The sequence below is a fragment of the Myroides odoratus genome (assembly GCF_001549985.1).
In the GTDB taxonomy this organism is placed as follows: domain Bacteria; phylum Bacteroidota; class Bacteroidia; order Flavobacteriales; family Flavobacteriaceae; genus Flavobacterium; species Flavobacterium odoratum_A.
This window is the reverse complement of record NZ_LROZ01000004.1, coordinates 221,119-247,717: the sequence shown is the minus strand read 5'-3', so window position 1 is coordinate 247,717 and position 26,599 is coordinate 221,119. Positions and strand designations below refer to the sequence as shown.

Annotated in this window: 29 protein-coding genes; 20 read left to right on the top strand and 9 right to left on the bottom strand. The window is 35.9% G+C overall.

What is annotated here, in order from left to right; translation table 11 throughout:
* Window positions 1–135: 135 nt before the first annotated feature.
* The 3 genes from AWV75_RS06820 to AWV75_RS06810 form a co-directional block, all read right to left on the bottom strand.
* Window positions 136–534: a cytidine deaminase family protein gene (locus AWV75_RS06820; protein WP_060873666.1), complete on the bottom strand. Its 399-nt coding sequence runs from the start codon at window positions 532–534 to the stop codon at window positions 136–138.
* Window positions 535–851: 317 nt separating this feature from the next.
* Window positions 852–1,859 carry an NAD(P)/FAD-dependent oxidoreductase gene (locus tag AWV75_RS06815; protein WP_060873665.1) on the bottom strand — a complete coding sequence of 336 codons (1,008 nt, stop codon included), beginning with the start codon at window positions 1,857–1,859 and terminating at the stop codon, window positions 852–854.
* Between the two features lie 15 nt (window positions 1,860–1,874).
* Window positions 1,875–2,168, bottom strand: a complete 294-nt coding sequence (locus tag AWV75_RS06810; protein WP_060873664.1) for a thioredoxin family protein — start codon at window positions 2,166–2,168, stop codon at window positions 1,875–1,877.
* 326 nt (window positions 2,169–2,494) lie between these two features.
* On the opposite strand from AWV75_RS06810, the gene AWV75_RS06805 reads away from it, so the two are divergent.
* The 4 genes from AWV75_RS06805 to AWV75_RS06790 all read left to right on the top strand — a co-directional run bounded on the left by AWV75_RS06805 (window position 2,495) and on the right by AWV75_RS06790 (window position 5,933).
* Window positions 2,495–3,352 carry an aminoglycoside 6-adenylyltransferase gene (locus AWV75_RS06805; protein WP_060873663.1) on the top strand — a complete coding sequence of 286 codons (858 nt, stop codon included), beginning with the start codon at window positions 2,495–2,497 and terminating at the stop codon, window positions 3,350–3,352.
* A gap of 76 nt (window positions 3,353–3,428) precedes the next feature.
* Window positions 3,429–3,854 carry a DinB family protein gene (locus AWV75_RS06800; protein ID WP_231738036.1) on the top strand — a complete coding sequence of 142 codons (426 nt, stop codon included), beginning with the start codon at window positions 3,429–3,431 and terminating at the stop codon, window positions 3,852–3,854.
* A gap of 125 nt (window positions 3,855–3,979) precedes the next feature.
* Complete coding sequence (locus tag AWV75_RS06795; RefSeq protein WP_060873662.1) at window positions 3,980–4,657, top strand: response regulator transcription factor; 678 nt, start codon at window positions 3,980–3,982, stop codon at window positions 4,655–4,657.
* Window positions 4,626–5,933: a sensor histidine kinase gene (locus AWV75_RS06790; RefSeq protein WP_231738034.1), complete on the top strand. Its 1,308-nt coding sequence runs from the start codon at window positions 4,626–4,628 to the stop codon at window positions 5,931–5,933. Before AWV75_RS06795 ends, AWV75_RS06790 begins: the two co-directional genes overlap by 32 nt.
* 776 nt (window positions 5,934–6,709) lie before the next feature.
* On the opposite strand, the gene AWV75_RS06780 is transcribed toward AWV75_RS06790, so the two are convergent.
* Window positions 6,710–7,138, bottom strand: coding sequence for a hypothetical protein (locus AWV75_RS06780; protein WP_060873659.1), 429 nt, complete (start codon window positions 7,136–7,138; stop codon window positions 6,710–6,712).
* 319 nt (window positions 7,139–7,457) lie between these two features.
* Here AWV75_RS06780 and AWV75_RS06775 point away from each other — a divergent pair, with 319 nt between their 5' ends.
* Together AWV75_RS06775 and AWV75_RS06770 are read left to right on the top strand one after the other, a co-directional pair.
* On the top strand, window positions 7,458–7,907 hold the full coding sequence (locus tag AWV75_RS06775; RefSeq protein ID WP_060873658.1) for a PepSY-like domain-containing protein: 450 nt from the start codon (window positions 7,458–7,460) through the stop codon (window positions 7,905–7,907).
* Window positions 7,908–7,921: 14 nt separating this feature from the next.
* Entirely contained in the window at window positions 7,922–8,800 is an 879-nt protein-coding gene (locus AWV75_RS06770; RefSeq protein WP_060873657.1) for a PepSY-like domain-containing protein, read from the top strand.
* A gap of 226 nt (window positions 8,801–9,026) precedes the next feature.
* Here AWV75_RS06770 and AWV75_RS06765 read toward each other — a convergent pair whose 3' ends face one another.
* Together AWV75_RS06765 and AWV75_RS06760 are read right to left on the bottom strand one after the other, a co-directional pair.
* Complete coding sequence (locus AWV75_RS06765) at window positions 9,027–10,058, bottom strand: helix-turn-helix transcriptional regulator (RefSeq protein ID WP_231738032.1); 1,032 nt, start codon at window positions 10,056–10,058, stop codon at window positions 9,027–9,029.
* Window positions 10,059–10,150: 92 nt separating this feature from the next.
* Window positions 10,151–11,176 (bottom strand): AraC family transcriptional regulator, encoded by a 1,026-nt coding sequence (locus AWV75_RS06760; RefSeq protein WP_060873655.1) that lies wholly within the window; start codon window positions 11,174–11,176, stop codon window positions 10,151–10,153.
* A gap of 840 nt (window positions 11,177–12,016) precedes the next feature.
* Here AWV75_RS06760 and AWV75_RS06755 point away from each other — a divergent pair.
* The 5 genes from AWV75_RS06755 (at window position 12,017) to AWV75_RS06735 (ending at window position 16,738) form a co-directional block, all read left to right on the top strand.
* On the top strand, window positions 12,017–12,385 hold the full coding sequence (locus tag AWV75_RS06755) for a hypothetical protein (RefSeq protein ID WP_060873654.1): 369 nt from the start codon (window positions 12,017–12,019) through the stop codon (window positions 12,383–12,385).
* 123 nt (window positions 12,386–12,508) lie between these two features.
* Window positions 12,509–12,790 carry a DUF3817 domain-containing protein gene (locus tag AWV75_RS06750; protein WP_060873653.1) on the top strand — a complete coding sequence of 94 codons (282 nt, stop codon included), beginning with the start codon at window positions 12,509–12,511 and terminating at the stop codon, window positions 12,788–12,790.
* A 224-nt stretch (window positions 12,791–13,014) separates the two neighbouring features.
* Window positions 13,015–14,232 carry an OmpA family protein gene (locus AWV75_RS06745; protein ID WP_060873652.1) on the top strand — a complete coding sequence of 406 codons (1,218 nt, stop codon included), beginning with the start codon at window positions 13,015–13,017 and terminating at the stop codon, window positions 14,230–14,232.
* Between the two features lie 88 nt (window positions 14,233–14,320).
* Complete coding sequence (gene uvrB, locus AWV75_RS06740) at window positions 14,321–16,306, top strand: excinuclease ABC subunit UvrB (protein ID WP_060873651.1); 1,986 nt, start codon at window positions 14,321–14,323, stop codon at window positions 16,304–16,306.
* 9 nt (window positions 16,307–16,315) lie between these two features.
* Entirely contained in the window at window positions 16,316–16,738 is a 423-nt protein-coding gene (locus AWV75_RS06735) for a DUF1456 family protein (protein WP_060873650.1), read from the top strand.
* Between the two features lie 453 nt (window positions 16,739–17,191).
* Here the strand turns inward: AWV75_RS06735 and AWV75_RS06730 are convergent, their stop codons facing one another.
* Window positions 17,192–17,566, bottom strand: coding sequence for a group III truncated hemoglobin (locus tag AWV75_RS06730; RefSeq protein WP_060873649.1), 375 nt, complete (start codon window positions 17,564–17,566; stop codon window positions 17,192–17,194).
* Window positions 17,567–17,624: 58 nt separating this feature from the next.
* On the opposite strand from AWV75_RS06730, the gene AWV75_RS06725 reads away from it, so the two are divergent.
* The 4 genes from AWV75_RS06725 to AWV75_RS06710 are packed head-to-tail and all read left to right on the top strand — an operon-like array spanning window position 17,625 to window position 20,036.
* A complete protein-coding gene (locus tag AWV75_RS06725) occupies window positions 17,625–18,371 on the top strand; it encodes a Rossmann-like and DUF2520 domain-containing protein (RefSeq protein ID WP_060873648.1) in 747 nt (248 codons plus the stop codon).
* Window positions 18,371–18,898 (top strand): KdsC family phosphatase, encoded by a 528-nt coding sequence (locus tag AWV75_RS06720; protein WP_060873647.1) that lies wholly within the window; start codon window positions 18,371–18,373, stop codon window positions 18,896–18,898. Before AWV75_RS06725 ends, AWV75_RS06720 begins: the two co-directional genes overlap by 1 nt.
* Before the next feature lie 10 nt (window positions 18,899–18,908).
* Window positions 18,909–19,496: a Maf family nucleotide pyrophosphatase gene (locus AWV75_RS06715; protein WP_060873646.1), complete on the top strand. Its 588-nt coding sequence runs from the start codon at window positions 18,909–18,911 to the stop codon at window positions 19,494–19,496.
* 3 nt (window positions 19,497–19,499) lie between these two features.
* The gene (locus AWV75_RS06710; RefSeq protein ID WP_060873645.1) at window positions 19,500–20,036 is read left to right on the top strand and encodes a mechanosensitive ion channel domain-containing protein; all 537 of its coding nucleotides are present in this window, start codon (window positions 19,500–19,502) and stop codon (window positions 20,034–20,036) included.
* Window positions 20,037–20,205: 169 nt separating this feature from the next.
* Here AWV75_RS06710 and AWV75_RS06705 read toward each other — a convergent pair whose 3' ends face one another.
* Together AWV75_RS06705 and AWV75_RS06700 are read right to left on the bottom strand one after the other, a co-directional pair.
* Window positions 20,206–20,826, bottom strand: coding sequence for a trimeric intracellular cation channel family protein (locus tag AWV75_RS06705; protein WP_060873644.1), 621 nt, complete (start codon window positions 20,824–20,826; stop codon window positions 20,206–20,208).
* A 14-nt stretch (window positions 20,827–20,840) separates the two neighbouring features.
* Complete coding sequence (locus tag AWV75_RS06700; RefSeq protein ID WP_060873643.1) at window positions 20,841–21,584, bottom strand: RDD family protein; 744 nt, start codon at window positions 21,582–21,584, stop codon at window positions 20,841–20,843.
* A gap of 25 nt (window positions 21,585–21,609) precedes the next feature.
* Here AWV75_RS06700 and AWV75_RS06695 point away from each other — a divergent pair, with 25 nt between their 5' ends.
* Genes AWV75_RS06695 through AWV75_RS06675 form a run of 5 tightly spaced genes read left to right on the top strand, consistent with a single transcriptional unit; the run spans window position 21,610 to window position 26,592 of the window.
* The gene (locus tag AWV75_RS06695) at window positions 21,610–22,575 is read left to right on the top strand and encodes a stage II sporulation protein M (RefSeq protein WP_060873681.1); all 966 of its coding nucleotides are present in this window, start codon (window positions 21,610–21,612) and stop codon (window positions 22,573–22,575) included.
* Between the two features lie 9 nt (window positions 22,576–22,584).
* Window positions 22,585–23,538, top strand: a complete 954-nt coding sequence (locus tag AWV75_RS06690; protein WP_060873642.1) for a hypothetical protein — start codon at window positions 22,585–22,587, stop codon at window positions 23,536–23,538.
* The gene (locus AWV75_RS06685) at window positions 23,531–24,358 is read left to right on the top strand and encodes a DUF4129 domain-containing protein (RefSeq protein WP_231738030.1); all 828 of its coding nucleotides are present in this window, start codon (window positions 23,531–23,533) and stop codon (window positions 24,356–24,358) included. Before AWV75_RS06690 ends, AWV75_RS06685 begins: the two co-directional genes overlap by 8 nt.
* A gap of 2 nt (window positions 24,359–24,360) precedes the next feature.
* Window positions 24,361–25,575, top strand: coding sequence for a DUF4350 domain-containing protein (locus tag AWV75_RS06680; protein ID WP_060873641.1), 1,215 nt, complete (start codon window positions 24,361–24,363; stop codon window positions 25,573–25,575).
* Window positions 25,576–25,581: 6 nt separating this feature from the next.
* The gene (locus AWV75_RS06675) at window positions 25,582–26,592 is read left to right on the top strand and encodes an AAA family ATPase (RefSeq protein ID WP_060873640.1); all 1,011 of its coding nucleotides are present in this window, start codon (window positions 25,582–25,584) and stop codon (window positions 26,590–26,592) included.
* The last annotated feature ends 7 nt before the right edge of the window (window positions 26,593–26,599 follow it).

The window sequence follows — 26,599 nt, the reverse complement described above, 5'->3', positions numbered from 1 at the left end:
TTCTCTTTTCGCATTCCTCTATTTTCTTCTTTTCTTTTAGTTTATAATCTACTATCAGCTAAAATTATTCCGTTTCTACTGAAAGCAACAATATTCCAAACGAAGCCAACGAAGATATCCCTCATCCTTTTTTTTTTACCAATGCTTTACCACATGAGGTTTCCAATCTGCCGGTAATAGTGACTCCAACGTTACAATGGTATCTTCATTAATCATTACTTGTGTGAGGTTGTTTTCTTGTGTGAGCTGACTCATCAATTCACGACAACGCCCACAAGGGGGTACAATGGTTCCCGAATCTGTTACGGCAATTACTTTTTCAATTTTTACTTCTCGATACTTGAGCATCTCAGCCACAGCCCCATGCTCAGCACAAAATCCCAAAGAGCAAGCGGTATCAATACTAATGCCAACATATACCTTACCTTCTCCTGTTAAGATTGCAGCAGCCACTGAACCACAAGTAACAAAATTATTAATCTCTCTGTGCTTCGCATAAGCTAAAGCCTGTTCTTTTAAAACACTAAATTCCATAGATCTATTTGTTTATGATATTTCTTGATTAATCATGCGCTTTGTCCCCCCTTAAATACTCCTCTTCCAGGACGTAATTCAATTACTCAAATGAATAAGCAACTAATTGTGGATAGTACATCTTCTCATTTTCACCAGCTGCTTCTTGAAGCAAATCTTATACCGAGTTGTAGTACAGCCTGTAGGCCCCAATTCAAGACTAATTCAATTATGTCTATCGATGTAAAAGGTAGAAACAATAGCAGCAAGTGAAAGAGATTCTTTTACTTGCTGCTCCTCAAAAATAACAAAAAAAATTGCGATTAGTTGATGGTGGTTTAGTAAAAATAATCCAAACACAGCTGCATATTAATCGCGGCTCCTGCTTGGGATCCAGTTGCTATAGCAGTCGCTAAGGATCTAAAACTACTCATATCACCACAAGCATAAATACCAGAAACACTTGTTTCTTGATTTGCATTCACTTGAAGTAAACCTTGTGGTGTTAAGGTACATCCTAAATGAATGGGGATTTCACAATGTTGCTTCACATTAGGTCTAGCATAAATCACTTCTGTAGCTACAACTTGACCTGTTTTTAATACAACACGAGTAATCTGTCCTTGATTATGAGTTAACTCCACTATTTCTTCTTCAATTATTCCAATCTTATTCTTGGTCAATGCTTGCAATTGTTTGGGCGTAAAACTAGCTTTCCCTTGGGTTACAATTTGCAAATCTGAAGTGAGATTATGGACTAAAATAGCATAGTGAAAAGCGAAATCTCCATTACCTAAAATCAGCGTTTTTTTGTTCTGGACTTCATAGCCATGACAATATGGACAATGCGCAATAGAAATTCCCCAACAAGCCTCAAAACCCGGAATATCAGGCATAATATCCGTTAATCCTGTTGCAAATAGTACATACTTGGCGCGAAAGGTTTTCCCTTCTTTACTTTGTACGGTGAAACTATCGTCTTCTTTCTTTTTAACGTCCGTTACTTCATCCAAGTCATAATGAACAGTGTCATAACGCACCACATCTTCTTTCGCCTGATGGGCAATCATGACTGGGGACTTACCATCTTGCGCCAATAAATTATGTGCATGCTTCACCATTTTATTGCAGGGGTTCTGTGTATCCAAAATCAATACCTTGCGATTGGAACGTCCCAAGGCCAAAGCTGCTGATAAGCCCGAAAAACTCCCCCCTACAATGACAACATCAAAAAAGGTATCGCGCTGATCGGGGGCTAAGGGAGTAAATGACCACAAAGCATCGGACAATAATAAACCTGAAGTAAACAAGCTACTCTTGAGTAAAAAATCTCGTCTTGAAGTCATATCATCATCTTTACTTTATTGAGCTACTTGTTTTAAAATATCAGGCACAGGCATTACACCTGTATGTTTCCATAAGATTTCTCCTTGTTGGTCGATTAATACCATTGTAGGTACCGCACGAACAAAAAACTCAGCAGCCAATTGAGGGTCGTGATCCACATCAATACGCTGTAATTCAACTTTTTCTGTTACTGCATCCAATGATTCATCAATCATGCGCGATAACATTTTACAGGGTCCACACCACTCAGCAAAAAATTGCAATAAAATTGGTTTGTCTGACTTTCCTAATAGGTCTTCTACTTTCATCTTTACCTTGTTTTTAATTTACCTCAAAAGTAAAAGACTCTATAGCAAAGGCCGTTGCACAAGTTGGAGTAAAAATCGGATAAATCACAGCAAGGGGAGTTGTGAGGTTTGCTCTTTGCTCGTCGTGAGGTTTGTTTTTTGTAGGGCGGTGAGACGATGAGAGGGTGAGTGTTGTGCTTTGTTATTTATGAGGTTTGTTTTTTTGCAACAATCCTCTTTAATCGATAAGACCTGCGATTTCACAAAGCACAAACCTCACAAAAAACAACCCTCACAAAAACCAAAAAAACCATGTAACTTTACATTCCAATACATCCAATAACCGTATGTTTAATCCAGCGCAAATTCAAAATCAAATTCTCGACTTAGCATCCAACGATACCAGAATACGTGCGGTGCTATTAAATGGTTCAAGAGCCAATCCTAACGTAAAACCCGATGTATATCAAGATTTTGATCTTGTATTTGTTGTAGAAGATTTGCCTTCCTTCTTGGATGATCACAGTTGGTTTTTAGCTTTAGGAACACCGATACTGCAACAAAGACCCGATGAGATGGAATTGGGCAGCGATCCCAATAATCCCCCTGTTTCCTTTGGTTTTCTCACCTATTTTGAAGAGGGGTATCGCATTGACTTAACCTTGTTTCCAAAAGAAAAGCTGCATCAAGCCTACCAAGCGGATAGTTTAACTGTAGTTTGGCTAGATAAAGACAAGTTATTCACTGCCATTGCAGTCGCATCAGACCAGGATTACCTTGTTCAACGACCGACACAGCGCCAATTCTCCGAAGTGAGTAATGAATTTTGGTGGTGTATTGTCAATGTAGCCAAAGGATTGACAAGAGGGGAAATCACTTATGCCAAAGACATGATGGAAACAGTAGTTCGTCCTGTTTTTATGGAAATGATAGCATGGAATATTGGTCTGCAAACCAATTTTGAAGTCGCTTTGGGTAAAGCAGGAAAATTTATGAACCGATACCTTACCACTGAAGAATATCATACGCTCTTACAAACTTACAGTGATTCGGATGTTGCGAATAATTGGAAAGCCTTATTTACCATGATGCAGTTCTTTTTAACTCAACAACAAAAACTAGCCGATGGACTTCAGTATGAAATAAACCTAGAAGAAGCTAAACAAGCCAACCAATTGGTTGCAAATTTACACAACGCTCAATAAGAAGAAAGGATGACCTTAGCTTCTTATTGATTCATTCTTTACTCAAAACAAATAAAAACAAACAAATAATAAACCAATGAAGAACGCGATTCTCGAATTTGAACACCTCTTAGAGCAATTTCCAACGGAGGTGTTAGCAATTCCCTTGGAAGATCTCCAATATAAATTATCGGAAGAAAAATGGAGTAAAAAAGAAATTATAGGTCACTTAATAGATAGTGCCACAGTTAATTACCTGCGTTTTATTAAAGCACAATTTCAAGAAAACCCACAGCTTTTTTATGAGCAGGTGGAGTATTGTACAAGTGCGAATTATCAAGAAACGGAACTCAATCAACTGCTATCGCTATGGCAAAGTCTAAACAGACAATTAGTATTTCTATTTCACACCATACACACCCGTAATCTAGGGCATCGATTATGCAATAATCAAACACTCGCCTATTTAATAGAAGATTATGTGCAGCATTTTAAACATCATCGTGCACAAATTCTAGCTTAACAAAAGCAGATAAATTAGGTTGTTATTTTATTCCCATCTCCTCCACTACATGATAAAGCCTACCTGATGATTTTACTATATCTATTATTTTAGGTAAATTTACAAGAAGAAAATCCAAAAGAGCCATGAAGATTTTAGTGATTGAAGATGAAAAAGAACTGCGTTCCATTATAAAAGAATCTTTAGCAAAAGAACACTATGTGGTTGAAGCAGCAGAAAACTATAAAACGGGAATAGAAAAACTTATTGGATACGATTACGATTGTATCCTATTGGATATCATGCTTCCCGATGGCAATGGAATTGATTTACTAAGAGAAATTAAGCGCATGGGGAAGGATGATTCTGTTATTATTATTTCAGCCAAAGACTCCATTGACGACAAAGTATTGGGATTAGAGCTCGGTGCAGATGATTACCTGACGAAGCCTTTTCATTTATCAGAATTACTCGCCCGCATAAAATCTGTTTTACGACGAAAAAATCAGCAAGGCTTTCAGAGCATTAAGTGGAATAACGTAGAGATCTTTGCAGATGAACGCACAGTATTGGTGAATAATACCCCTATAACGTTGAATCATAAAGAGTTTGAATTGTTGTACTATTTTGTGGTGAATGCCAATCGACTAGTGACTAAATCTTCTCTTGTAGAGCAAATATGGGGTGACAATATGGATGAGGCAGACAGCTACGATTTTGTGTATTCTCAAGTTAAGAATCTTCGAAAAAAATTAAAAACACACCACGCAGAGGTGAATATACAATCGGTGTATGGCATGGGGTATAAACTTGTACAAGAATAAGATGAAACTACATCATTATATGTTGGGCTATTTATCGGTGGGAATCATTGTGGTTTTAACCGCTTGGGTTGTTATTTTCTATGCCTTCATGACAGATGAGGTCTATGATAATATAGACGATGGATTGAAAAATAGCAAAACTGAAATCATCAAAAAAGCGTATACCAATCCCCAAGTGGAAAGCTTCTTGCCTTTTGGCACCAATGGTTTTCGCATTACTCCTTTAGCCCCAGGAGAATACTCACGAAAGAATGTATTCACCACAGAGATGATTTACATGGATTCAGATGATAATGATGAACCTGTTCGCATGTTAACCACGACTTTCGTCGATCAAAAAGGGAATCCTTACAAGCTGGAGATTCGCACTTCTACTATTGAGGCAGATGATTTATTGCGCGACTTTGGCTTGGCGGTTTTTATCTTATATCTCGCTTTGTTAGCAAGTATTTACCTTATCAATCACGTCATTTTACGCCGTGCTGTTTGGAGTCCGTTTTATCGCCTACTCAATAACCTCAAAACCTATACCCTAGGGCAGAAAATTATCACCGCAGATACAAAAACCCCTATTAAAGAGTTTACAGATTTACAAAGTGAAATCAACAAGATGATTGGCCGCATTGAAGATATGGTAGAACAACAAAAAACCTTTGTTTCCAATGCCGCTCACGAATCTCAAACTCCTCTAGCTATTATCAATAACAAACTTGAATTATTAGTAGAAGCAGAAGAATTAAACGAAAATCAAATCAATCAAATTCAATCCATCCACCAGAGTTTAACGCGATTAATTAAATTGAATAAATCCCTTTTAATGCTTGCAAAAATTGAGAACAAGCAGTTTGTTCAAGTGCAAGAAGTCCGCTTCAATCAAATCGTCAACGATCTTGTGGAAGACTGGGAGGATATATTTGCTTATAAAGACGTGGAGGTCATCATACATGAAATTGCTCCTTCCAATCCAGTTTCTATGGATAAAGGGCTAGCCATTACTTTGGTGCAAAACCTATTAAAAAATGCCATCGCTCATAATATCCCACAGGGAAAAGTTATCATTGACTTAGCAGCTAATTCCTTTTCAATCAGCAATACAAGTGCATCAAAGGCTCCTTTAGATGAAAAACTGATTTACAATCGCTTTTATAGGAGCACCACCAATGAAGAATCCACGGGGTTGGGATTATCCCTTGTACAGACAATTGTTAGGGTTACAGACGCCTTGTCTATTCGCTACGAATACAACGGTATGCATTGCTTTACAGTGAGTTGGTAGGGAGTTTTGCTCTTTGTGAGGCGGTGAGAGGAAGAGGCGGTAAGGTTTGCTCTTCGTGAGGCTTTTTTGCAAATCCTCTTTAATCGAAAATTTACTTCTCTCCCATTTCCCTTTTCCCTTCTCCAGTTTGTGCTTTGTGAAATCGCAGGTCTTATCGATTAAAGAGGATTGTTGCAAAACAACAAAAAAGCAATACTCTAATCAGTTGCTCCGCTCTGTATGCCACCCTGACGAAGGAAGGGTCGCATCCGTTATTCAACTGTGCTTTGTGAGGTTTGCTCTTTGTACTTGGTGAAATCGCAGGTCTTATCGATTAAAGAGGATTGTTGCAAAACAACAAAAATGCAATACTCTAATCAGTTGCTCCGCTCTGTATGTCACCCTGACGAAGGAAGGGTCGCATCCGTTATTCAACTGTGCTTTGCGAGGTTTGCTCTTTGTACTTTGTGCTTTGTGAGGTTTGTGCTTTGTGAGGCGGTGAGAGGAAGAGGCGGTGAGGTTTGCTCTTCGTGAGGCTTTTTTGCAAATCCTCTTTAATCGAAAATTTACTTCTCTCCCATTTCCCTTTTCCAATTTGTGCTTTGTGAGGTTTGTTTTTTTGTAAGCTGTTAACTGTCAACCGTAAACCATCAACCGTAAACCATCAACCGTAAACCATCAACCGTAAACCATCAACCGTAAACCAAAAAACACACCCCATAAACCTTGTTTTTTGAGGTGTGTTCTACTTAACATTACATAAAATTGAGTACAGCCAGTTACGGCAAACTTGGTTTTTATTTTGCGTACTGTTTTTCGCCTTGGATGTAAAGTACACCTTCTTTAGCGTCAAACTTGTACGTATCATCTGCGTAAATATTTTCTTCTTTTCGATCTAAAATAAAGCTGGTCTTCTCTTCCTCTGGCACAAACAATTCCAATTTAGATTGATCGTCATTATACACAACAAAAGCACTGATAACTGCACTTTGTTCTGTAGATATTGGGTCTAGGCGTACACCAACTTCAAACAAACGCAAGCACGTTTGCTTCAACGTACTCCACGTTTCTCCAGCACCAACAAGACAGCCGTGGTCATCTTTATCCCCTCCTACTTGTTGTACTTCTTTAGATAGCTCTTCCTCGCTATTAGTTGTACTTTTGGGTGTATTGTTACAAGCAACCAACGTAAATAATCCTAAAATTAATCCGATTCCTTTCTTCATCTTTTCTATTTTTGATTTAAAATTTTTATCTGATAAAACTTGTACTCTATTCTATTGATTAAAAAAATTGTCTTCTCAAATTGGCTCTTCCTAATAACTTACAAGGTACAAAAAATAATTAAAGCCGACTAAACCCATACTTCAATCTTAATAAAAAATTAGCATACAAACCTGTATTACAGCAACATAACAAAAAAGACACAACCAACACAATCCTTTTTTAAAAAAACACAAAACAACCTGCTTTCTTTTTGGATTCCCAATTCATTCCAGATTCTCTATGTAAGTTTGTACTATAAATTTAAAAATAGAAACCGTTATGAAAACAGTAAGAACATTATTTTTAGGAATTATCAGTGTATTTGCTTTAGTTATGAGCCAACCTGTACAAGCCAAAGACGTTATTATCACAAAAAATGAACTTCCTAAAAAAGCACTTGCTTTTATGGATACGCATTTCAACGGTAAAACCATACAAACTATAGAGAAAGATGCTGATTTTTTATCTGTATCCTATAAAGTAACCTTTGCCGATCGCATCGAAATAGAATTTGACAAAGGAGGGGAATGGGATGAAGTAGACGGCAACAAAAATCCACTGCCTACTAGTTTCATTTTAGAACCGATTGTAACCTATGTGAAAACCAATTATCCAGATGCTCATATTGTCAAAATAGAAAAAGAAACTAGATTATTTGAGGTAAAACTGGACAATGGACTTGAACTAGAGTTTGCTAAATCAGGAGCATTTAAAAGAATTGACAACTAATTAAGATAAAAAAAATGAACAAGAAAATAATCGCTATCGCTTTATTTGCAGCACTGAATTTGAGTTTCACTGCTTGTAGTAGTGACGATTCCAATGCTGTTGAAGTAGAACAAGTAACATTAGAGCAGTTGCCTGCCAATACCCAACAATTTATAGCAGGTATATTTCCAAATGCTGCGGTATTACAAGCTAATAAGGTAACAAAACCAAATTATTACGGTTCTTATTATAAGTTAAGATTAAACAATAAGATTGAAATAGATTTCGATCAAAATGGAAATTGGACCGAAATTGAAACAGAAGATCGTTCAGCTATTCCTGCTGACTTCCTAGCCCAAGAAGTTCCACTTATCCAAGCGTATGTAGCGGAACATTATAAAAGCAATCACATCATTGAAATTGATCGCGATCGCAAAGGGTATGAAGTGACATTGAATAATGAGTTGGAGTTGATTTTCAACGCGTCACAGGGCTTTATTGGGATAGATACTGATTTAGATGAAGAGGAGCAACTAATTGATTATGCAGCATTACCTGCAACTGTTCAATCCTTGCTAAAAACACATTTTACAGCTTCTGAAGTTGTATTGATTAAACAAGAAACAGAGGCAAAAGAAACAACATATAAAGTGTATACCCAGGATGGATTTAAGATTGAGTTCAACCAACAAGGAGATTGGACCGAAATAGAAAGCAAACAAGGAAAAACAATCCCTTCTGCCCTACTTCCTACTCCACTAATCACTTATATCCAAACGAATTACAGTGATTTCAACTTCACTGGAATCGAGAAAAAAAGAAATGGATTTGAAGTAGAATTGAAAAAAGGGAGACAAGAAATTGAACTTCACTTCGATAGAGAAGGAAATTTCCTTCGATTAGATACTGAATAACCTAAACCACTTTTTAAAATTTGGGGGTTGCCTTAGCTAAGGCAACCCCCTCGTTTTAGGTAGGCGCTGTTGGTTTTATATCCTACAGCAGGATAGTGAAAAAATTATTCGGCTACTTGAATATTTTTTCGTTTTTACTTGCTTGTTTCTTTTGTTTTTTCCCTCTTGATGCACCTGTAAACACACAAAAACAGATACACTCGCTCCGCAATTTTCAAGGCAATACTTAGGCCAAAATTTCGGATGGTGCAAAACCATAAACATCGACGAATGCTCGATAAAAAGACAAACGCGTATTAAAACCACAAAGCAAGCTCAATTCTTCAACTGTATAGCTTTCTTCTCGTTCTCGAATTAGTAAAATCGCATATTCTACCTTCAATCGATTGATGTATTGCTTAAAGGTTAACGCCTGTGATTCCTTGAAAAAACCCGTTAAATCACTTTTGGGCAATTGAAGGATATCAGCCAACTGATCTAATGTGAGTGTTGGGCTTAGAAACAACCGAGTATCAATTAACTGTGTACTTATGATTCCCCGAATATCAACTGTTTTAATTGGTTCGGCGGCTAAAACTTCCTGTACTACGGGAAAATTGGCAACGGCAATCTGATTGAAGGCATGATGATTACCTAAATCAATCTGCTGTGTTTTTAATCCAGATACATCCAAGACAATTTTTTCAAATAGTCGTTGATCCACACTCGGTAATTGCTTTATATCATTTGAATCTCTCCTTTTCTTCTTCGTGTAAAACAACAAGCTTACTTCATAAAAGAAGGCCCCTACAAATAGACAACCACTGAGCAATAGAAATAAAAATCGGATGTATTCAAAAAAAGATTCTTTATAAAAATAAATGATTAAAAATACAATAGCAGTACAATATAACGTCGTAACGTAGAATGCCGTAAACTGTCGTAAAGTTTTATAGAATTTTCCCTTAATTAAACACCAATACCCATAATTAGCATAGCAAAAAGACAGTATTCCAATCAATACTACTCCTTCTCGATTCAGCGTATATAAAGCGACTAACGTCCAATCAAACACCGCAGTCAATAAGTATAAAAGACCAAATAAAACAAAGGGAATTATATGTAAATAACGGTTCCATCGACTAATCTTAAGCAGCTGTACTAAACCAAATCCTTGAAGAAAAAAAAACGCAATACTCAATTGAACACAAGGTCTATCGGGGTAAAAGAGTTCAAATCCATACAAGATAACATTCAACACCAAAATACCACAACACATCCCTAACATTTTTCTTCCCCCCTTATATCTTACATTTGTGTCTAAACACAAACAAAAATAACCTAAAAAAATAATCAAAATCCAAAACATCCTTACCCTCTTTTTCTATCTAAAATAACTCGATACTCTACAGGAGTTAATCCCGTTAAATCCTTGAAATACTTATTAAAAGTATTAATTGATTTAAAACCTACACTTTCCGCTATAGCTAACACGGTCCAATCGCTTCGTTCTGCAAGCAATTTCAACGCATATAAAATTCTATGATATGCTACAAGTTTATAGAACGTAGAATTTAAATGATGATTAATTACGAAGCTAATCACCTGAAGATTGGTATTTGAGATACCCTGTCCTAATAGCTCTAAGGTAAAATCATGCTTCAAATACACATCGCTTGTTTCGAAAAAATCCAGTATCTGTTCCATCACTTCTTGATATTTATAGCTAACCTGATGGGAAACAGTCATCTCTTTTTGAAGAATCAGCTTGTTCTTTTGTTTCTTTCCTACCTTCAGTGTGCGATCAGCAACCCCAAAAAAAGCATGGATCTTTCTCAATCGCAAAATTCTACTATAAAAAAGATAGCTGGTCAAGGAGATAATCAACAAAATAATCTGAAGCCCAACTTGAAGATAACTCAACAATAGCACAACTGGTATTTCGCTTTTATTAAACAACAGCACTTGTAAATTAAGCGTAATGAGATAAATAATATAAAACAGGTGTACCAGACTAACATAGGACCTGATAAACCTATATCTCTGTTTACTTTTCTTGCGATGGAAGTGTAAAAAGATAAAATACACCAATGCAAAAAAGTTATTTACAGTAACGATAATCCACAGAGAAACTGGTAAAAAACTGAGAATCAAAATAAAAATCCCCATACTCATCAACTGTACAATTTGCTTCTTCAATAGGCGATCAGCTACATCTGCCATAATACAAAACAGTTTGATACTAAATATAATCGCAAAAAAATTCACAATGTAAACTGTTTTATGGGCTATCATGGCATAGTAATAATTCACCATGAGTAAAAATGAAAAACAGATAAAAAACATAAAGAAAAAACGCTCCATTTGAACATTTGCATTCCAATCGTACAACTTCATGATCTAATATTATTTAAAAACCAATGTGCTTTTCTAAAGCTTTTATTTCTTCCCTTTGTAAGCGTGCAAGCATCCGAAAAAGTACTTTTCAAGCCATTGATTTGTATTTATGTATCCACTTTATTCTTTCTTTTCGTCACGCTTTGAAGCAACAACTACATTTTGTTAATATTTAATGAATTATCATTTTACTCCTCATTTTATTTCATTTTCTTGCGTAATTCATTTAAACAAATTTAACTTTTGGTATGTTAATTCCTGTATCAAATCCTATTTAACATGGTCAAGGTAATTTATTGAAACACGCTTTAACTACGCATTAACAAAAACAAAAATAAATACTATCATTTAACAAAAAACAGATTTAATTAATTTCTAAAATGTGAAAAATAAAAATATTACACATAATTAAAACAAAAAAAATACGTTTAACTAACAAACAAATAAAGCCCTTATTTTGATTTTTTAGGTAAAACCCTTAGCTATTTTGTACAATACCCTTGAAAAAAACACGAATAAAAGAGGAAAAAGTCGTTTTAAATTAATCGCAATAAAATAACATCTTCTTTAGAAAAAGAGTTCAATACAATTAGATTCACCACTCCCAGAAACCTTTGCCCAATGCTAGGTACCGGTTTGCCGAGCTAAAAAAGACAGGAATAGACAAATCAATTGCCCTTTAGGTCCTTATAAGAAAAAAGAGACGGGGTATGCTTGTGAAAGAAAGGGGATTAAAGTAAAAAGAAGAAACAATTGAAAATTAAATCCAATTTTTTATTTGCTAAACTATTAAAAAGCTTATTTTTGTGCTACAATTAATAATACCCAAAATTTAATACTGTGGAAAACGCAAACGCAATTAAACTAATTAAGTTAATACAATCTGATTTAGTTACTAACGGTCTTGTAGTGGATCAAATAGTTCCAAACCTTAAGAAATTAAGAGAATACGCTTTACTAGAAGAGGTTCCAACTTTAGTAAAAGCGATTAGACTTACGTATGAACACATTGAGAACAACAATGGTTTTTTCATTGCAATTCCAAACGATGAACCAATTGAAGAAGAAGGGGAATCTGTAGCGGAAGTAGTTACTCCTACAGTTAATGACATTGAGAGCTTACAGTATCTATTGTCTCTTTTTAAAGATCCAACAAATAAACACAACATCGTTGATTTGAAAGAATATAATGCTAAGTTCTTAGCATAGTGAAAAGGCCTAGTTTGACTAGGCCTTTTTTTATGATTTATTTAGCATTAATCCGATTCCAAATATTTGAATTATTAATCATTAACCCTATTTTAGCCTCTTTAAATTAAAGACTCAAAAATTATGGTTAATCTATTTAGGATTATAGCTTTTCTAGAAGGAGTTTCTCTCCTTATGTTATTGTTTATTGCAATGCCATTAAAATACATATGGGACAATCCTTATATGGTACAAAAAGTAGGTATGGCACATGGAGTATTATTTATTGCTTATATCGTTATCGCTATTTTGATAAAAAATGAGTTAAAATGGTCGAACAAAACACTATTTTTAGCATGTATAGCCTCAATAATCCCATTTGGTACCTTTGTAGTAGAGAAAAAAATAAAAAACCAAATTAGTTAATAATAGAAAGAAACTTTATATTTTTTTCAACACATCGCTAAAAAAACAACATTTATACAAAATAAAGAGAACCCTCACTGATTTTATATAATTCAGTTATTCTTTAAAAAATTGTATTTTTCTTGTAAAAAATGCATATTTAAAAACTTTATAGTATATTTGCCAAGTAAACGAAACAATAGTAGCTATTACGATAGCACACAAGTGAAAGTAAAAATTAAATTATGAAAAAAATCACATTATCTTTATTAGCACTTACGGTAGGTATCTGTGCTAATGCGCAAGACAAGCCATATAATAAGTGGTCAGTTGATTTAAATGCAGGTTTTGCAAAACCAGCAAGAACATTAAGCTCAGGATATTCTGCTGAGACTTTCAAAAACTTACATTTAGATGGTGGTGTTAGATATAGCATCAACAACAAAATTGGAGTTAAAGCTTCATTTGGTTATGACAAAATTGATAACTGGACAAACAGTAATTTAAAAGCTCAAAGTGATTACTACAGAACAAGTTTAGAAGGAGTAGTAAACTTAGGTAGAGTTTTAAACTTTGAAAACTGGACAAACACTTTAGGATTACAAGTTCACGCGGGTGGAGGTTACTCTTGGTTAAACGGAGACAACTTTACTAGTTCTGACAAAATGGGTCACTTAATGGCTGGTTTAACAGGACAAGTTAAATTACACTCTAGAGTAGCTTTAAATGCTGACTTTACTGTAATTCAAAATACACAACAAGACAGAAACTGGGATGGTGCTTCTGCAACAAACCGTTCTGTATTCCAAGGAACAATGTTTAATGCTTCAATGGGTATCTCTATCTATTTAGGTAAACATGGTCAACATGCTGACTGGTATTCTGAAGAATCTCAAACTAAAAATGAAATCAATTCTTTAACTAACAGATTAGATCAAATCGAATCTATGTTAGTTGATTCAGACAACGACGGAGTAGCTGATTACTTAGACTTAGAGCCTAACACACCAGCTGGAGCTTTAGTTGATTCTAGAGGAAGAAACATTGATAAAAACAACAATGGTATCGCTGATAACATTGAGGCTTATTTCCAAGAAAAATACGGAAATAACGAAACAATGAACGCTGATGACGCTGCTTTGGTTAAAGAATTAATCAACAAAGGTTATGTAGCTGTTAACTTTGATTTCGATAAAGCTGAGCCTACTACATTAGAAGGTATTAACTTCATCGTTTCTTACATGAAAAACAACCCTTCTGCTTCTTTAGAAGTTGGTGGATATGCTGACTCAACAGGAAACAAAGACTATAACCAAAAATTATCACAAAGACGTGCAGACGCTGTGAAAAACCTTTTAGTTAAAGCTGGAGTTCCTGCAGGTAAAATTACTGCTAAAGGTAATGGTATCGATTCAACACAAGCTAAAAACGTTGCTAGAAGAGCAATTTTCAAAGTAAACTAATTAGTACATTAATTATACTAAAAAGCACAAGCGTTATGCTTGTGCTTTTTTTGTTTAAATGCGTACCTTTGCATTTAAATAAGTAGTTATGAAATTTGATTTACAATCTGATTATAGTCCCACCGGTGATCAACCGGAAGCGATTAGCCAATTGACCCAAAGTATTTTGGACAATCAGAAATATCAAACACTTGTGGGGGTTACGGGATCTGGTAAGACATTTAGTGTTGCCAACGTAATTCAAGAAGTACAAAAACCAACCTTAGTTTTAGCACACAATAAGACGTTGGCTGCACAATTGTATTCGGAATTTAAAAGTTTCTTCCCCAACAATGCTGTAGAGTATTTCGTTTCTTATTACGACTACTATCAACCAGAAGCATTCATTCCCGTTACTGGACAATACATCGAGAAAGATCTATCCATCAATGAAGAACTTGAAAAGCTACGTTTAAGCACCACCTCTACCCTATTATCAGGTCGTCGAGATGTTTTAGTTGTTGCTTCTGTTTCTTGTTTATACGGTATTGGAAACCCTATTGAGTTCCAAAAGAACGTTATTTCCATCGAAATAGACCAACAAATTAGCCGCACACAATTGCTACACCGATTGGTGCAAAGTTTATATGCGCGTACAGAGGCAGATTTTACACCTGGTTACTTTAGAATCAAAGGAGATACCATTGAGGTATTCCCTAGTTATGCAGACAATCCTTACCGCATTCACTTCTTTGGAGATGAAATTGAAGCCATTGAAGTATTTGATGTAACAACTGCTCAAGTTATTGAGAAATTTACACGCCTTAATATCTATCCAGCCAATATGTTTGTAACTTCTCCAGATGTATTAAACAATGCCATTTGGGAAATACAACAAGATTTGGAAAAACAAGTTACTTATTTCAAAGAAATCGGCAAGCATCTGGAAGCGAAACGCCTAGAAGAGCGAACAAATTTCGACCTAGAAATGATGAAAGAATTGGGATACTGTTCTGGAATCGAAAACTATTCTCGCTACTTAGATGGTAGAGAACCAGGAACACGTCCTTTCTGTTTATTAGACTATTTCCCAGATGATTACTTGATGGTCGTTGATGAAAGTCACGTGACCATCTCTCAGGTTCACGCCATGTATGGCGGAGACCGTTCAAGAAAAGAAAATTTAGTTGAATACGGCTTTCGATTACCTGCAGCCCTAGATAACCGTCCCTTAAAGTTTGAGGAATTTGAGGCTATGCAGAATCAAGTCATCTACGTCTCTGCAACACCTGCTGATTATGAGCTTCAAAAAAGTGAAGGTGTAATTGTAGAACAATTGATTCGCCCAACCGGTTTACTGGATCCAATTATTGAAATACGACCTACTGAAAATCAGATTGACGACTTAATTGAAGAGATTCAGCAACGCGTAGATAAAGATGAACGAACCCTCGTAACCACTTTAACTAAGCGTATGGCAGAAGAATTAGCCAAATACTTTACTCGCATGGGTGTTCGTTGTCGTTATGTCCATTCTGATGTGGATACCCTAGAGCGCATCGAAATTATGCAAGACTTGAGAAAAGGACTCTTTGATGTACTGATTGGAGTGAATTTACTTCGAGAAGGTTTAGATTTACCAGAAGTATCGCTTGTAGCGATTTTAGACGCTGATAAAGAAGGCTTCTTACGCAGCCATCGCTCCTTGACGCAAACTGTAGGTAGAGCCGCAAGGAACGTCAACGGGAAGGCAATTATGTATGCGGATAAGATTACAGCCAGTATGCAAAAAACGATAGATGAGACCAATTATAGACGCAGTAAACAAATCGCCTATAATACCCAGCATAATATTACACCGAAAGGATTAAATAAAAAGATTAGCAACGACCTCATTAAGCCAACCTATGACGAACTCATGACGGAACAAGTGAAGAAAGTTGCAGAAGAGCAAGTGAAATATCACACCAAAGAGGAAATACAAAAACTGATTAACAGCAAGCGAAAGGAAATGGAAAAAGCAGCCATGGAACTCAATTTTATGCTAGCTGCCCAATTACGAGATGAAATACAAATATTAAAAGATAAATTATAACTATCGCCCATGACTAATAACGATATTTTAAAGAAACTGAGAGTTGCTTTACAACTAAGAGACGAACAAATAGTAGAAATTCTTGAACTAGTTGATTTTAGGATTTCTAAAGGAGAACTAGGTAATTTCTTTCGAAATGTCGACCACCCAAAATACATGGAATGTGGTGATCAAATCTTGAGAAACTTCTTAAATGGATTGGTCATTTATCTTAGAGGGACAAAAGAAGAACCTAAAAACCCAATGGAGGTTTTACAAAAGAACAAGGAAAATATGGTCAAAAAGGTAAAGACCGATCGACCAGCTGAACCAAAAGCTTTTGGCAACAAACCTAAAGCCGCAGGATCCGCAGGTAAAAAACCATTTAGTAAATCAGATAAACCTAAAAACCCACTGGGAAACATTAAGTTTAACAACGGAAAGAAAAAATAGGTAAAAGATGAGAGGGTGAGGTGGTAAGAGGGTTAGATGGTGAGAGGTTGAGAGGGTTAGATGGTGAGACGGTGAGACGGTGAAATCGAAACGTAGTGAAAATCAGAATGCAGTGAAGATTCATCGAACACCAAAACAAATATGAAATAGGTGAGATATATTCATCGAACACCAAAACAAATGTAAACGTAGTGAGATAAAAGGGAGAGAAGTAAATTTTATAAATACTATGAATTTTTCTTTAATCGATAAATCTTACAACTTCACAAAAAGCAAAAAAGGGATGAGTTTCAATACTCATCCCTTTTTATCTTATTTTACATCAAAGTTTTTTTTATTTTCTGATTGATCAAACCTATGGGCAAATTTTCATTTGTCACGATTAAATTTTACATCACTCCTAACCCTTAACCCATAACCCTTAACTCCTAACCCATCACACCCCTTTCCCAATCAAACATTACCTCTAAAATACTCAATCTTACTCAGAAACATCGCTGCCATGCGTTCCGCACGCCATTTGGCCTCATCTGCAATTTTACCTTCAAATAGCTCATCTACTGTACGGTTAAAAATTTCCTTCCAACGCTCAAAATGCTCTTGATGAACGGGTAATTTTGCGTGAGGCGGAAAAGGCCTTCCTGAATACGTATGTTCCTCTAGCAAAACAGTCTGCCAGAACGCGTACATCTTCTCTAAATGATAGTCCCATTTACCTGCTAAACGCTCATTAAATATGGGCCCAATCAAGTCATCTTGTTGCACTCTACCATAAAACGTATTGACCAACAATTGAATATCTTTAAGGTGTTCTATATCTTTACTCATACTATTATTTCTTTTGATTTCCTCCCCGCTTTACCGTTAAAATCAGTATCTTTACCTTATGGTTACAATAACAATTTTAGGTTCGGGAAAAGTTGCACACCACCTGATAGGAAACATCCTAGAAAGTGATCAGTTGACATTACAACAAATATACGCAAGAAATACGAATTCAGTTACTGATTTAGTACCTGAAAACAGGGTGGTCAATGACATAAAAGCGTTAAAACCCGCTGATATTTTTATTATTGCTGTTAGTGATATTTCCATTGAGGAAGTTTCAAGCCAAATTCAAATCCCCAACCAATTTGTTGTCCATACGTCAGGGACTATCCCGATGTCTGCCATACAGCAAGAACGCAAAGGAGTGATGTATCTATTACAATCGTTTTCGAAGGACAAAGAATTGGACTTCTCCTCTATTCCTTTTTGCATTGAAGCGAATCACCAAGAAGATTTTCAACTGCTTGAAAAAATAGCCGTTAGCTTTTCAGAACGCGTTTATAAAATCTCATCCGAACAAAGAAAAGCCATTCACTTGGCTGCAGTATTTGTCAATAACTTCTCTAATCATATGTTTACGATGGGAGAAGACATTTGTAAAGAATACCAAGTTCCTTTTGAGATTCTTAAGCCGTTGATTTTGGAAACCGCCCATAAAATCATGCATCTCTCTCCCTTTGAGGCACAAACTGGGCCTGCATCGAGAGGGGATCAAAACACCATCAATCAACATCTAGAGATGTTGACAGATCCAACTAAAAAAGAAATCTATCAACTTATTACAAAATCAATACAAAATAGATAATGTCTAAACACTTTAAAGAAATCATGAACGATATCACTACATTCATATTTGATGTAGATGGAGTCTTAACAGACGGAAAAGTTCACGTTACAAACAATGGAGATTTATTGAGAATCATGAGCATCAAAGATGGTTATGCTGTCAAAGCTGCTTTAGAGAATGGTTATCGCGTGTGTATCATCTCTGGCGGAAGTAACGAAGGTGTAAAAACAAGATTAAGCAATTTAGGTGTGAAAGACATCTATTTGGGTGTTTCCAACAAAGTGGAAATTTTCAAAAAGTATTGTGCAGACCACAACCTACAGCCGGAAGAAATTTTATATATGGGGGATGATATTCCAGATTATCACGTGATGCAACTCGTAGCCCTTCCTACGGCTCCTCAAGATGCTTCACCTGAAATTAAGCGTATCTCTCGTTATATCTCGCATAAAAATGGCGGTGAAGGTGCTGTACGTGAAGTTATTGAACAAGTGATGAAAACCCAACAAAAATGGTTCCAACACTTTGATGCTAAATACGATTAATCGATCCACTATGCCCTATCAAGTACTAAATGACTATGCCCTTGTACTGGGATCTAACTCTCCCAGACGCAAACAATTTTTGACTGATTTAGGTTTAACTTTTGTGGTTCGAGCATCAGATATAGAAGAAAATTATCCTCCTGAACTACAAGGTGCAGCTATTACGGATTTTATCGCTAAATTAAAAGCAGATGCTATCGCGTTAACGCATGACAAAGAGATTCTAATCACCAGTGATACTACCGTTTGGAGTGAAGGTCAATCACTAGGAAAACCTGAAGATAGACAAGAAGCTATTGCAATGCTTCAGCGCTTATCGGGAAAAATGCATGAAGTCATTACTTCTATATGCCTAAAAACAACGCAAAAAGAGCATGTTTTTCACGTAGTAACAGAAGTACACTTCAAGCCATTAAGCCTTGAGCACATTGAATATTACATTGATCAGTATCAACCCTATGACAAAGCTGGGGCTTATGGTATTCAAGAGTGGATTGGTTTAGTAGGAATCGAACGTATTAACGGATCCTACACCAATATTGTGGGTTTACCAACCACAGAACTTATGGAAGAATTAATACAGTTTATTAAAGCATAAAACATGCCTGAAGGATATTTATTTAAAGCTATAATTACAGCAATTGCCATTGTTATCTTTTTAATATCTAGAAAGATAACAACAAGCATCATTCACTCTTTTTCCAAGAAATCTGAAATGAAAGAAGGCCGGGAAGCTGTCGTTATTCGCTTGTTTAACTTGCTGTTACTTGTCTTATTGTTCGTTATTATCTTTACGATATGGGGCGTTGAAAAAGACAATGTATTATTGACCTTAACCTCTGTATTTACAGTAATTGGCGTAGCTATGTTTGCGCAGTGGTCTTTATTGAGTAACATCACAGCGGGTATCTTGCTTTTCTTCTCTTTTCCTTTCCGCATTGGAGATATTATCCGCATCCAAGATAAAGATTTCCCAACCGAAGGGCGAATTGTAGACATCAAAGCCTTTTATCTGCTGTTAGTAACAAAAGATGGTGAGCAGATTTCCTATCCCAACAACCTTCTTTTACAGAAGGGGATTGTCATCCTGAGTCCGGATCACTTTGAAACACATGAAAAAAATACATTACAAGAATAAAAAAAGATCTTCCTAGGAAGATCTTTTTTTATTCTTGTAAATGGTGATATTATTTTTTCTGCGGTTTGAGTAAGAAAAAGAGTTGAAGTTGCAATTTAATACTACAGTAACTAACTCAAAATCTCAGTTCGCACCATCTCAAACACCCTGCGATGACTCCACAAACAAATCATCCCTTTCCTACCTCTTGTGCAAAAGGCAAGCTCCATTTATAGCGAACAGCAAATAAACGAAGGATTATAATACTTCCTGCTGTTGTAAGGTAAATCACTTCCTTATTGACGTTATAATGGTCCAATAAATAGTACACACACCCTCCAAAGATACAGGCGGTAGCATAAATCTCCTTTTTGAAAATAATAGGGATTTGATTAGCTAAAATATCGCGAATCACCCCTCCAAAACAAGCGGTGATTGTACCTAAAGCAATACAAAATACAGGATGCAAGCCTACGGACATCCCTTTGGCAATTCCAATTAAAGTAAACACAGCGATACCAATGGTATCAAACAAGAACAAGGAATAGCGTAAAATCGTAAAGCGCTTATAAAACACCAACGAAAGAAAAACACCTAAAAAGGTTACATAAAAGTAACTTAAGTCGGTTAACCAAAATACAGGGGTAATTCCAATCATCATATCCCGTATGGTTCCACCACCCACTGCTGTGGCAAATGCCAAGATAACCATACCAAACAAATCTAGCTTACGCTCACGCCCCGCCAATGCTCCGGAAATTGCAAATGCCAATGTTCCAAGCAAATCTAAAATCTCAAAAAAACTAAACATTTAAAAAAAATATATTACTCTTTACCTGTAAAATGACTATAGTCCTTTAAGACTAATTCTACAAATTCTTGGTTATTTAACGCCAATTGCCCTTTGTCTATACTCAATTCAGACTCTAGTTTATTGGCCAATGCCTTGATTAAGGAATAATCTCTGCTTTTGATGAATCTCAAATAAATCTCTTTGACTACGCCAATATCCGCATCAGATAAGCGAATAACTTGAGGAAGTAAAGGACTATACTCCTGCTCTACTTCTTGAAAAATCGTAGTGGATAAACTCATCCTTGTTTTTGTACTAATGACCGTGGTTCCAGCAAAGAAATCGCCTAACCGCTGGCTTTTTGATGTACATAAAATAATGACTACTGCAACAAGTCCATTACCAATAAAAAGATCGATGACTCTAAATATCCACCGCACAAAATAATCAACTATAGAGGCCTGGTATCCGTCAATCTTAATCACTTTGATGCCTAGTATTTTCTTCCCTGGTGTATATCCTTGCATTAAAATCTCAAAAATAACAGTATAAAAAATAGCAGGAATAGATACCAAAATCCAATATCCTTGGATTGACCACATATCATCAGGTACATATTGATAAAGATGAAAGGTTTGGTCTATAAAATAAAATACAATAAAATAGAGAATTTTAAAGATCATATCCAGTATGAATGCTAAAATGCGCTCTCCTATCGAAGCAGCTTTAAAATCAATTTCTATGTTTTGTGTTGTATTTATTGTTAATTTAGCCATAAATATACTTTTAATCAATCACAGCATGAGAGAAGTCGCGTTTATTAAAAAAAATAAAGAACACTGGCTTTCCTATGAAAAGGCCCTCTATTCCTTGCAAACGCAAAAACCAGACTATCTTGCATCCATGTATATGCAGATCATGAACGATTTAGCATATGCCAAAACTTTTTATCCCAATAGTAAAATTACACAATATTTAAACAGTTTGGCGATACAAACTTACCAAAAAATATACAAAACAAAACGAATTGAAGAAAATAGAATTAAACGCTTCTTTTTATACGATGTTCCCTTAGCAGTATATCAACACCGACGCAAATTAAACTTCACCTTAGTTGTCTTTGTACTATTCGTTGCAATTGGCGTTATCTCAACCCATTATGACCCCAGTTTTACACGAAATGTACTCGGCGATTCCTATGTCAACTCCACCATCACCAATATCAAAAACGATGATGCTATGGCGGTTTACCAATCGGGAAGTAATTGGGGGAGTTTTATAGGAATTACAGCCAATAACCTATACGTTGGTTTGCGTTTCTTTCTCTTTGGAATAAGTGCAGGATTGGGCACCCTACTCTTTCTGTTCTACAACGGCATCATGTTGGGAACCTTCCAATACCTGTTCGTACATGAAAATGCATTTATGGAGAGTGTACGCGGTATTTGGTTGCATGGAGCGATAGAAATAACCGCCATGGTAATTGAAGCCTTTGCAGGGTTTGTCTTAGGTGCGAGCTTGCTCTTCCCTAAAACCTTATCTCGTGTCAATTCACTTAAGCTTGGTTTTAAAGATGCATTAACCATTTTTATTGCCACCATTCCCTTTACCATTTTAGCAGGATTCATTGAAGGATATATCACCCGTTATGCGAAAGCAATGCCCGATGTACTTAATTATGCCATCATCTTAAGTACGTTTAGCCTTATCTTTTTCTATTTCTTCCTTTATCCTAAACGATTAGTAAAAAAACTAAACCATATATAAACAATTGCTATGTTTTTATTATTTCAAAAACGCGACTTCAGTGCGCTTGTTAGTGACACCTTCACCTTCTTACGCTTAGAAGGAAAGAACTATTTCAAACACTTTTTAAAACTGTGTGGAATCCCCCTATTTTTAGTCCTTATTTTCGTCTATTTATTGGCTGATATTGGAATTTCTTCTGCAGTAACAGCATCACGTGCATCAGGTTTCAGTGATGAAGATTTTTTTAGAACAGTTTTTGACAACCATTTAGGGGTAAGTATCCTTGCTCTTATTGGTGTATTCGTGGTGGCATTAATCATGGGAATCATCTGTTACACCTATCCCGTATTCTACATGAAAAACTTAGGAGATGCTACAGTAACACAACCAGCAGATCAAAATCAAATTGGCAAACAAATCACAGGAAAATTAGGTGCTATTATCGTCTTCTTTTTGGGGACTACCTTTATCATGATGCCTTTAGCCATCATCTTATTTTACATTTCTGTTCTTTTGGCATTTTTATTAATTGGAATTCCAATTTTAATCTTAATGATTCCTACGTTTTATTCTGTTTTTACCCTTGCTCTTTATGAATACCTGATTAAAAATAAAGGATTCTTTACAGCATATGGCAATGCCTTCAAATACGTACGCTACAACTACTGGACCATTATTGGTAATACCTTTGTATTTTACATCATTACTTCATTGATTACCGTTATTCCATCAATACTCATTCAGGTACTTGCTCTTGGTGGTGGTGCTTTTTTTGACACACAAAACATGGAAGACCAATTTTTTAGTTCAGCCCTTACTTGGGGGATTGTATTACTCTATTTTCTCTATATCTTATTGGCTACTTTAACTCAAAATATCATGTTTATTAACCAAGGAATTATCTACTATAGTGAAAGAGAAAAAGAAGAAAATTTCTTTACCAAAAGTAAAATTGACAGTATTGGTTCAAATAATGAATAAACGTTCGACGATTTCTTTTGTAACGATTTTACTGCTTTTCTGTTGTATTGCCCCTATACAAGCGCAAACGACAGAAGAAGAGGACTGTGAAGACTGTCCAACGGAAGTAGCCCTAATCTTACCTGCCACTATATCTAAAAAGGTAGTGGCAACGGATTCGCTTTATCTTTTACAAGATAAGAGCAGCGAAGTCTACAACAAGAAATTCAGTACGAAATACAAAGATAAATACAAGGGAAAACAAGAATTCACCTATGTAAAAGTAGAGAAAAAAGAAGGCTTATTTCAGCGAATCAAACAAGCCATTCGAGCTTGGTATTACCGCAATTTCGTTCAAAAGGTTGGAACAGAACTCAACAATCACTATTATGTAGTCATTTTACGTGGGCTAGGCTTTCTTATATTTGGACTTGTAGTCTATTACTTGGTGAAAGCGTTTATCCAAAAAGATATCTATTGGATTATCAAAAAGAAAGGAAAAAAAATCAGTGCCTTGGAGCATATAACAACTGAAGACTTCAAAACGACTAATTTTGAGCTTTTGGTTGCGGATGCCTTGGAACAACAACAATACCGTTTGGCTATTCGCTTGTATTACCTTTGGTTATTACAGCGTTTACAAGAACAAGGAAAAATCACCTGGGCCCCTGAAAAGACCAATGCGGATTATAGTTATGAACTAAAGGAAGAAAGGGAGCGAGAAGAATTCACTTACCTCTCCTATCTCTATAACAACATCTGGTACGGAGAATATGAACTAACATCGGAAGATTTCGTCAAAGCGAAAAACTCTTTCGATATCAAACTTAAAACCAAGTAACGATGAGCAGCTCTTTAAAAAAGTTTGGCATTGCCCTATTGGTTTTAGTCACCTTTGTTTTCATTTATGAAAGTGGAAAGCAGAAGCCAGTTAATTGGAATGAATCCTTTAACAATACGGACAAAAACCCCTATGGTTTATACATTCTTGATCAAGAAATTGATGCCTTACTACAAACCGATTTTTTGACGCGTTTTCACTCTTCTATTTACGAGTTTTTAGAATATGAGGACTATGACACGCTTTCACCTAGTACATTAATTGTCATTGGCTCCGAGGGGATTGATTTAGATCAATATACAGCAGATTATCTCAAAGCGTATATAGAAGCAGGAAATACAGCACTTGTTCTCTATACCAACCCTAATATCGCCTTTTTAGAAGCCTTTGGACTTTCTAAAGAAGAAGCAGCATACAATGACATAAATAACACGGAACCGAATACTGTTTTAGAACTTACGAATGAGCACCTAACGAAGCAAAAGTTTCGAATCAAAAATGACTACTATAATGTCAATTTACAAATTCTAGACAGCACAAAGAGCAATGTTGACGTTTTAGGATACAAAACAGTTAATGGAGCAACGAAACAAGTAGATTTAGTACGGGTAAAACAAGGAAAAGGTCAATTAATTTTAGGGACCTCTCCCATTATCTTTACCAATTTCTATTTACTAGAAAGTAATAACCACTTATATGTTGAAAGTGTATTCTCTTATTTACCTGAAAGTCAAAATCATTATCTTTATGTCAAATCCTTAGGCACACCCGAAGAAAGCAGCTCTTTGTTGCGCTTTATCTTTGGCAATGTCGCCTTAAAATGGGCGTGGTATTTCTTCTTGTTGGGGCTACTTGTCTTTACCTTGTTTACAGCCAAGCGAAGACAGCGTATTATCCCTATTATTTCTCCGGTTAAAAACACGACCGTAGAATTTACCAAAACCGTTTCAAACTTGTATATTCAATCCAAAGATTACAATGATTTAATACAGAAAAGCATCATTTACTCCTTAGAGAAAATCAGGCGAATATATTATATTGATACCACGATATTGGATGAAAAATTTGTGCATCATTATCAATTGAAAACCAACAAAAACAGAGCAGATATCCTTGCTTTTGTCAACCTAGTCAATGAATTCAAACAGACTAGCTTTTTGGCAACACAAGAAGATCTAGTTCGATTACATCAAGCAACAAAAAAAATATTAGACTAGCATACTATGGAACATACAACAGAACCTATCACACCACAACCGGACAATTTAGCATTTGAATCGCGTTTAGATTTAGGGCCATTGACGGAAAAAGTCACAGCCATCAAACGCGAAATAAGCAAAGTCATCGTTGGACAACACAAAACGATTGACCGTTTACTTGTAGCGCTACTAGCTAATGGGCACATTCTTTTAGAAGGAGTACCAGGTGTAGCCAAAACATTAACAGCAAAGGTTTTAGCTCAAACCATCGATACGACCTATAGTCGCATTCAATTCACTCCGGATTTGATGCCTTCTGATATTTTGGGAACATCGGTATTCAATATGCAAACCTCTGCCTTTGACTTCAAGAAGGGACCTATATTTGCCAATTTAGTTCTGATTGACGAAATCAATCGCGCACCGGCTAAAACACAAGCGGCTTTATTTGAAGTGATGGAAGAAAGACAAATTACCATTGATAACCTTCAGTTTAAAATGGATCAACCTTTCTTAGTGATTGCAACACAAAATCCAATTGAACAAGAGGGAACCTATCGTTTGCCAGAGGCACAATTGGATCGTTTCTTATTCAAAATTGAAGTAGAATATCCAAATTTGGAGGAAGAAATCAATATTTTAGTTAAAGAACACGCCTTTTTAGGTCATCAAAAAGTAACCCAAATTGAGAAGGTTGTATCACCAGAAGAAATTATCGCTTTTCAACAGCTAGTCAAACAAATTGTTGTAGAGGAAAAAGTAATGGAATACATCGCTAAAATTGTTCACCAAACGCGTACAAATCCGATGTTATACCTAGGTGCTTCTCCACGTGCCTCTATTGCTATTCTAAATGCAGCAAAAGGTTATGCCGCTTTGAACAATCGCGATTTTGTTACACCAGAGGACATTAAAGAAGCAGCCTATCCTGTTTTAACACACCGCGTGATTGTAGCACCAGAACGCGAAATGGAAGGAGTTACAGCCAAAGATATCATTCAACAAATTGTAGAAACCATCGATATTCCAAGATAAAAGAAGC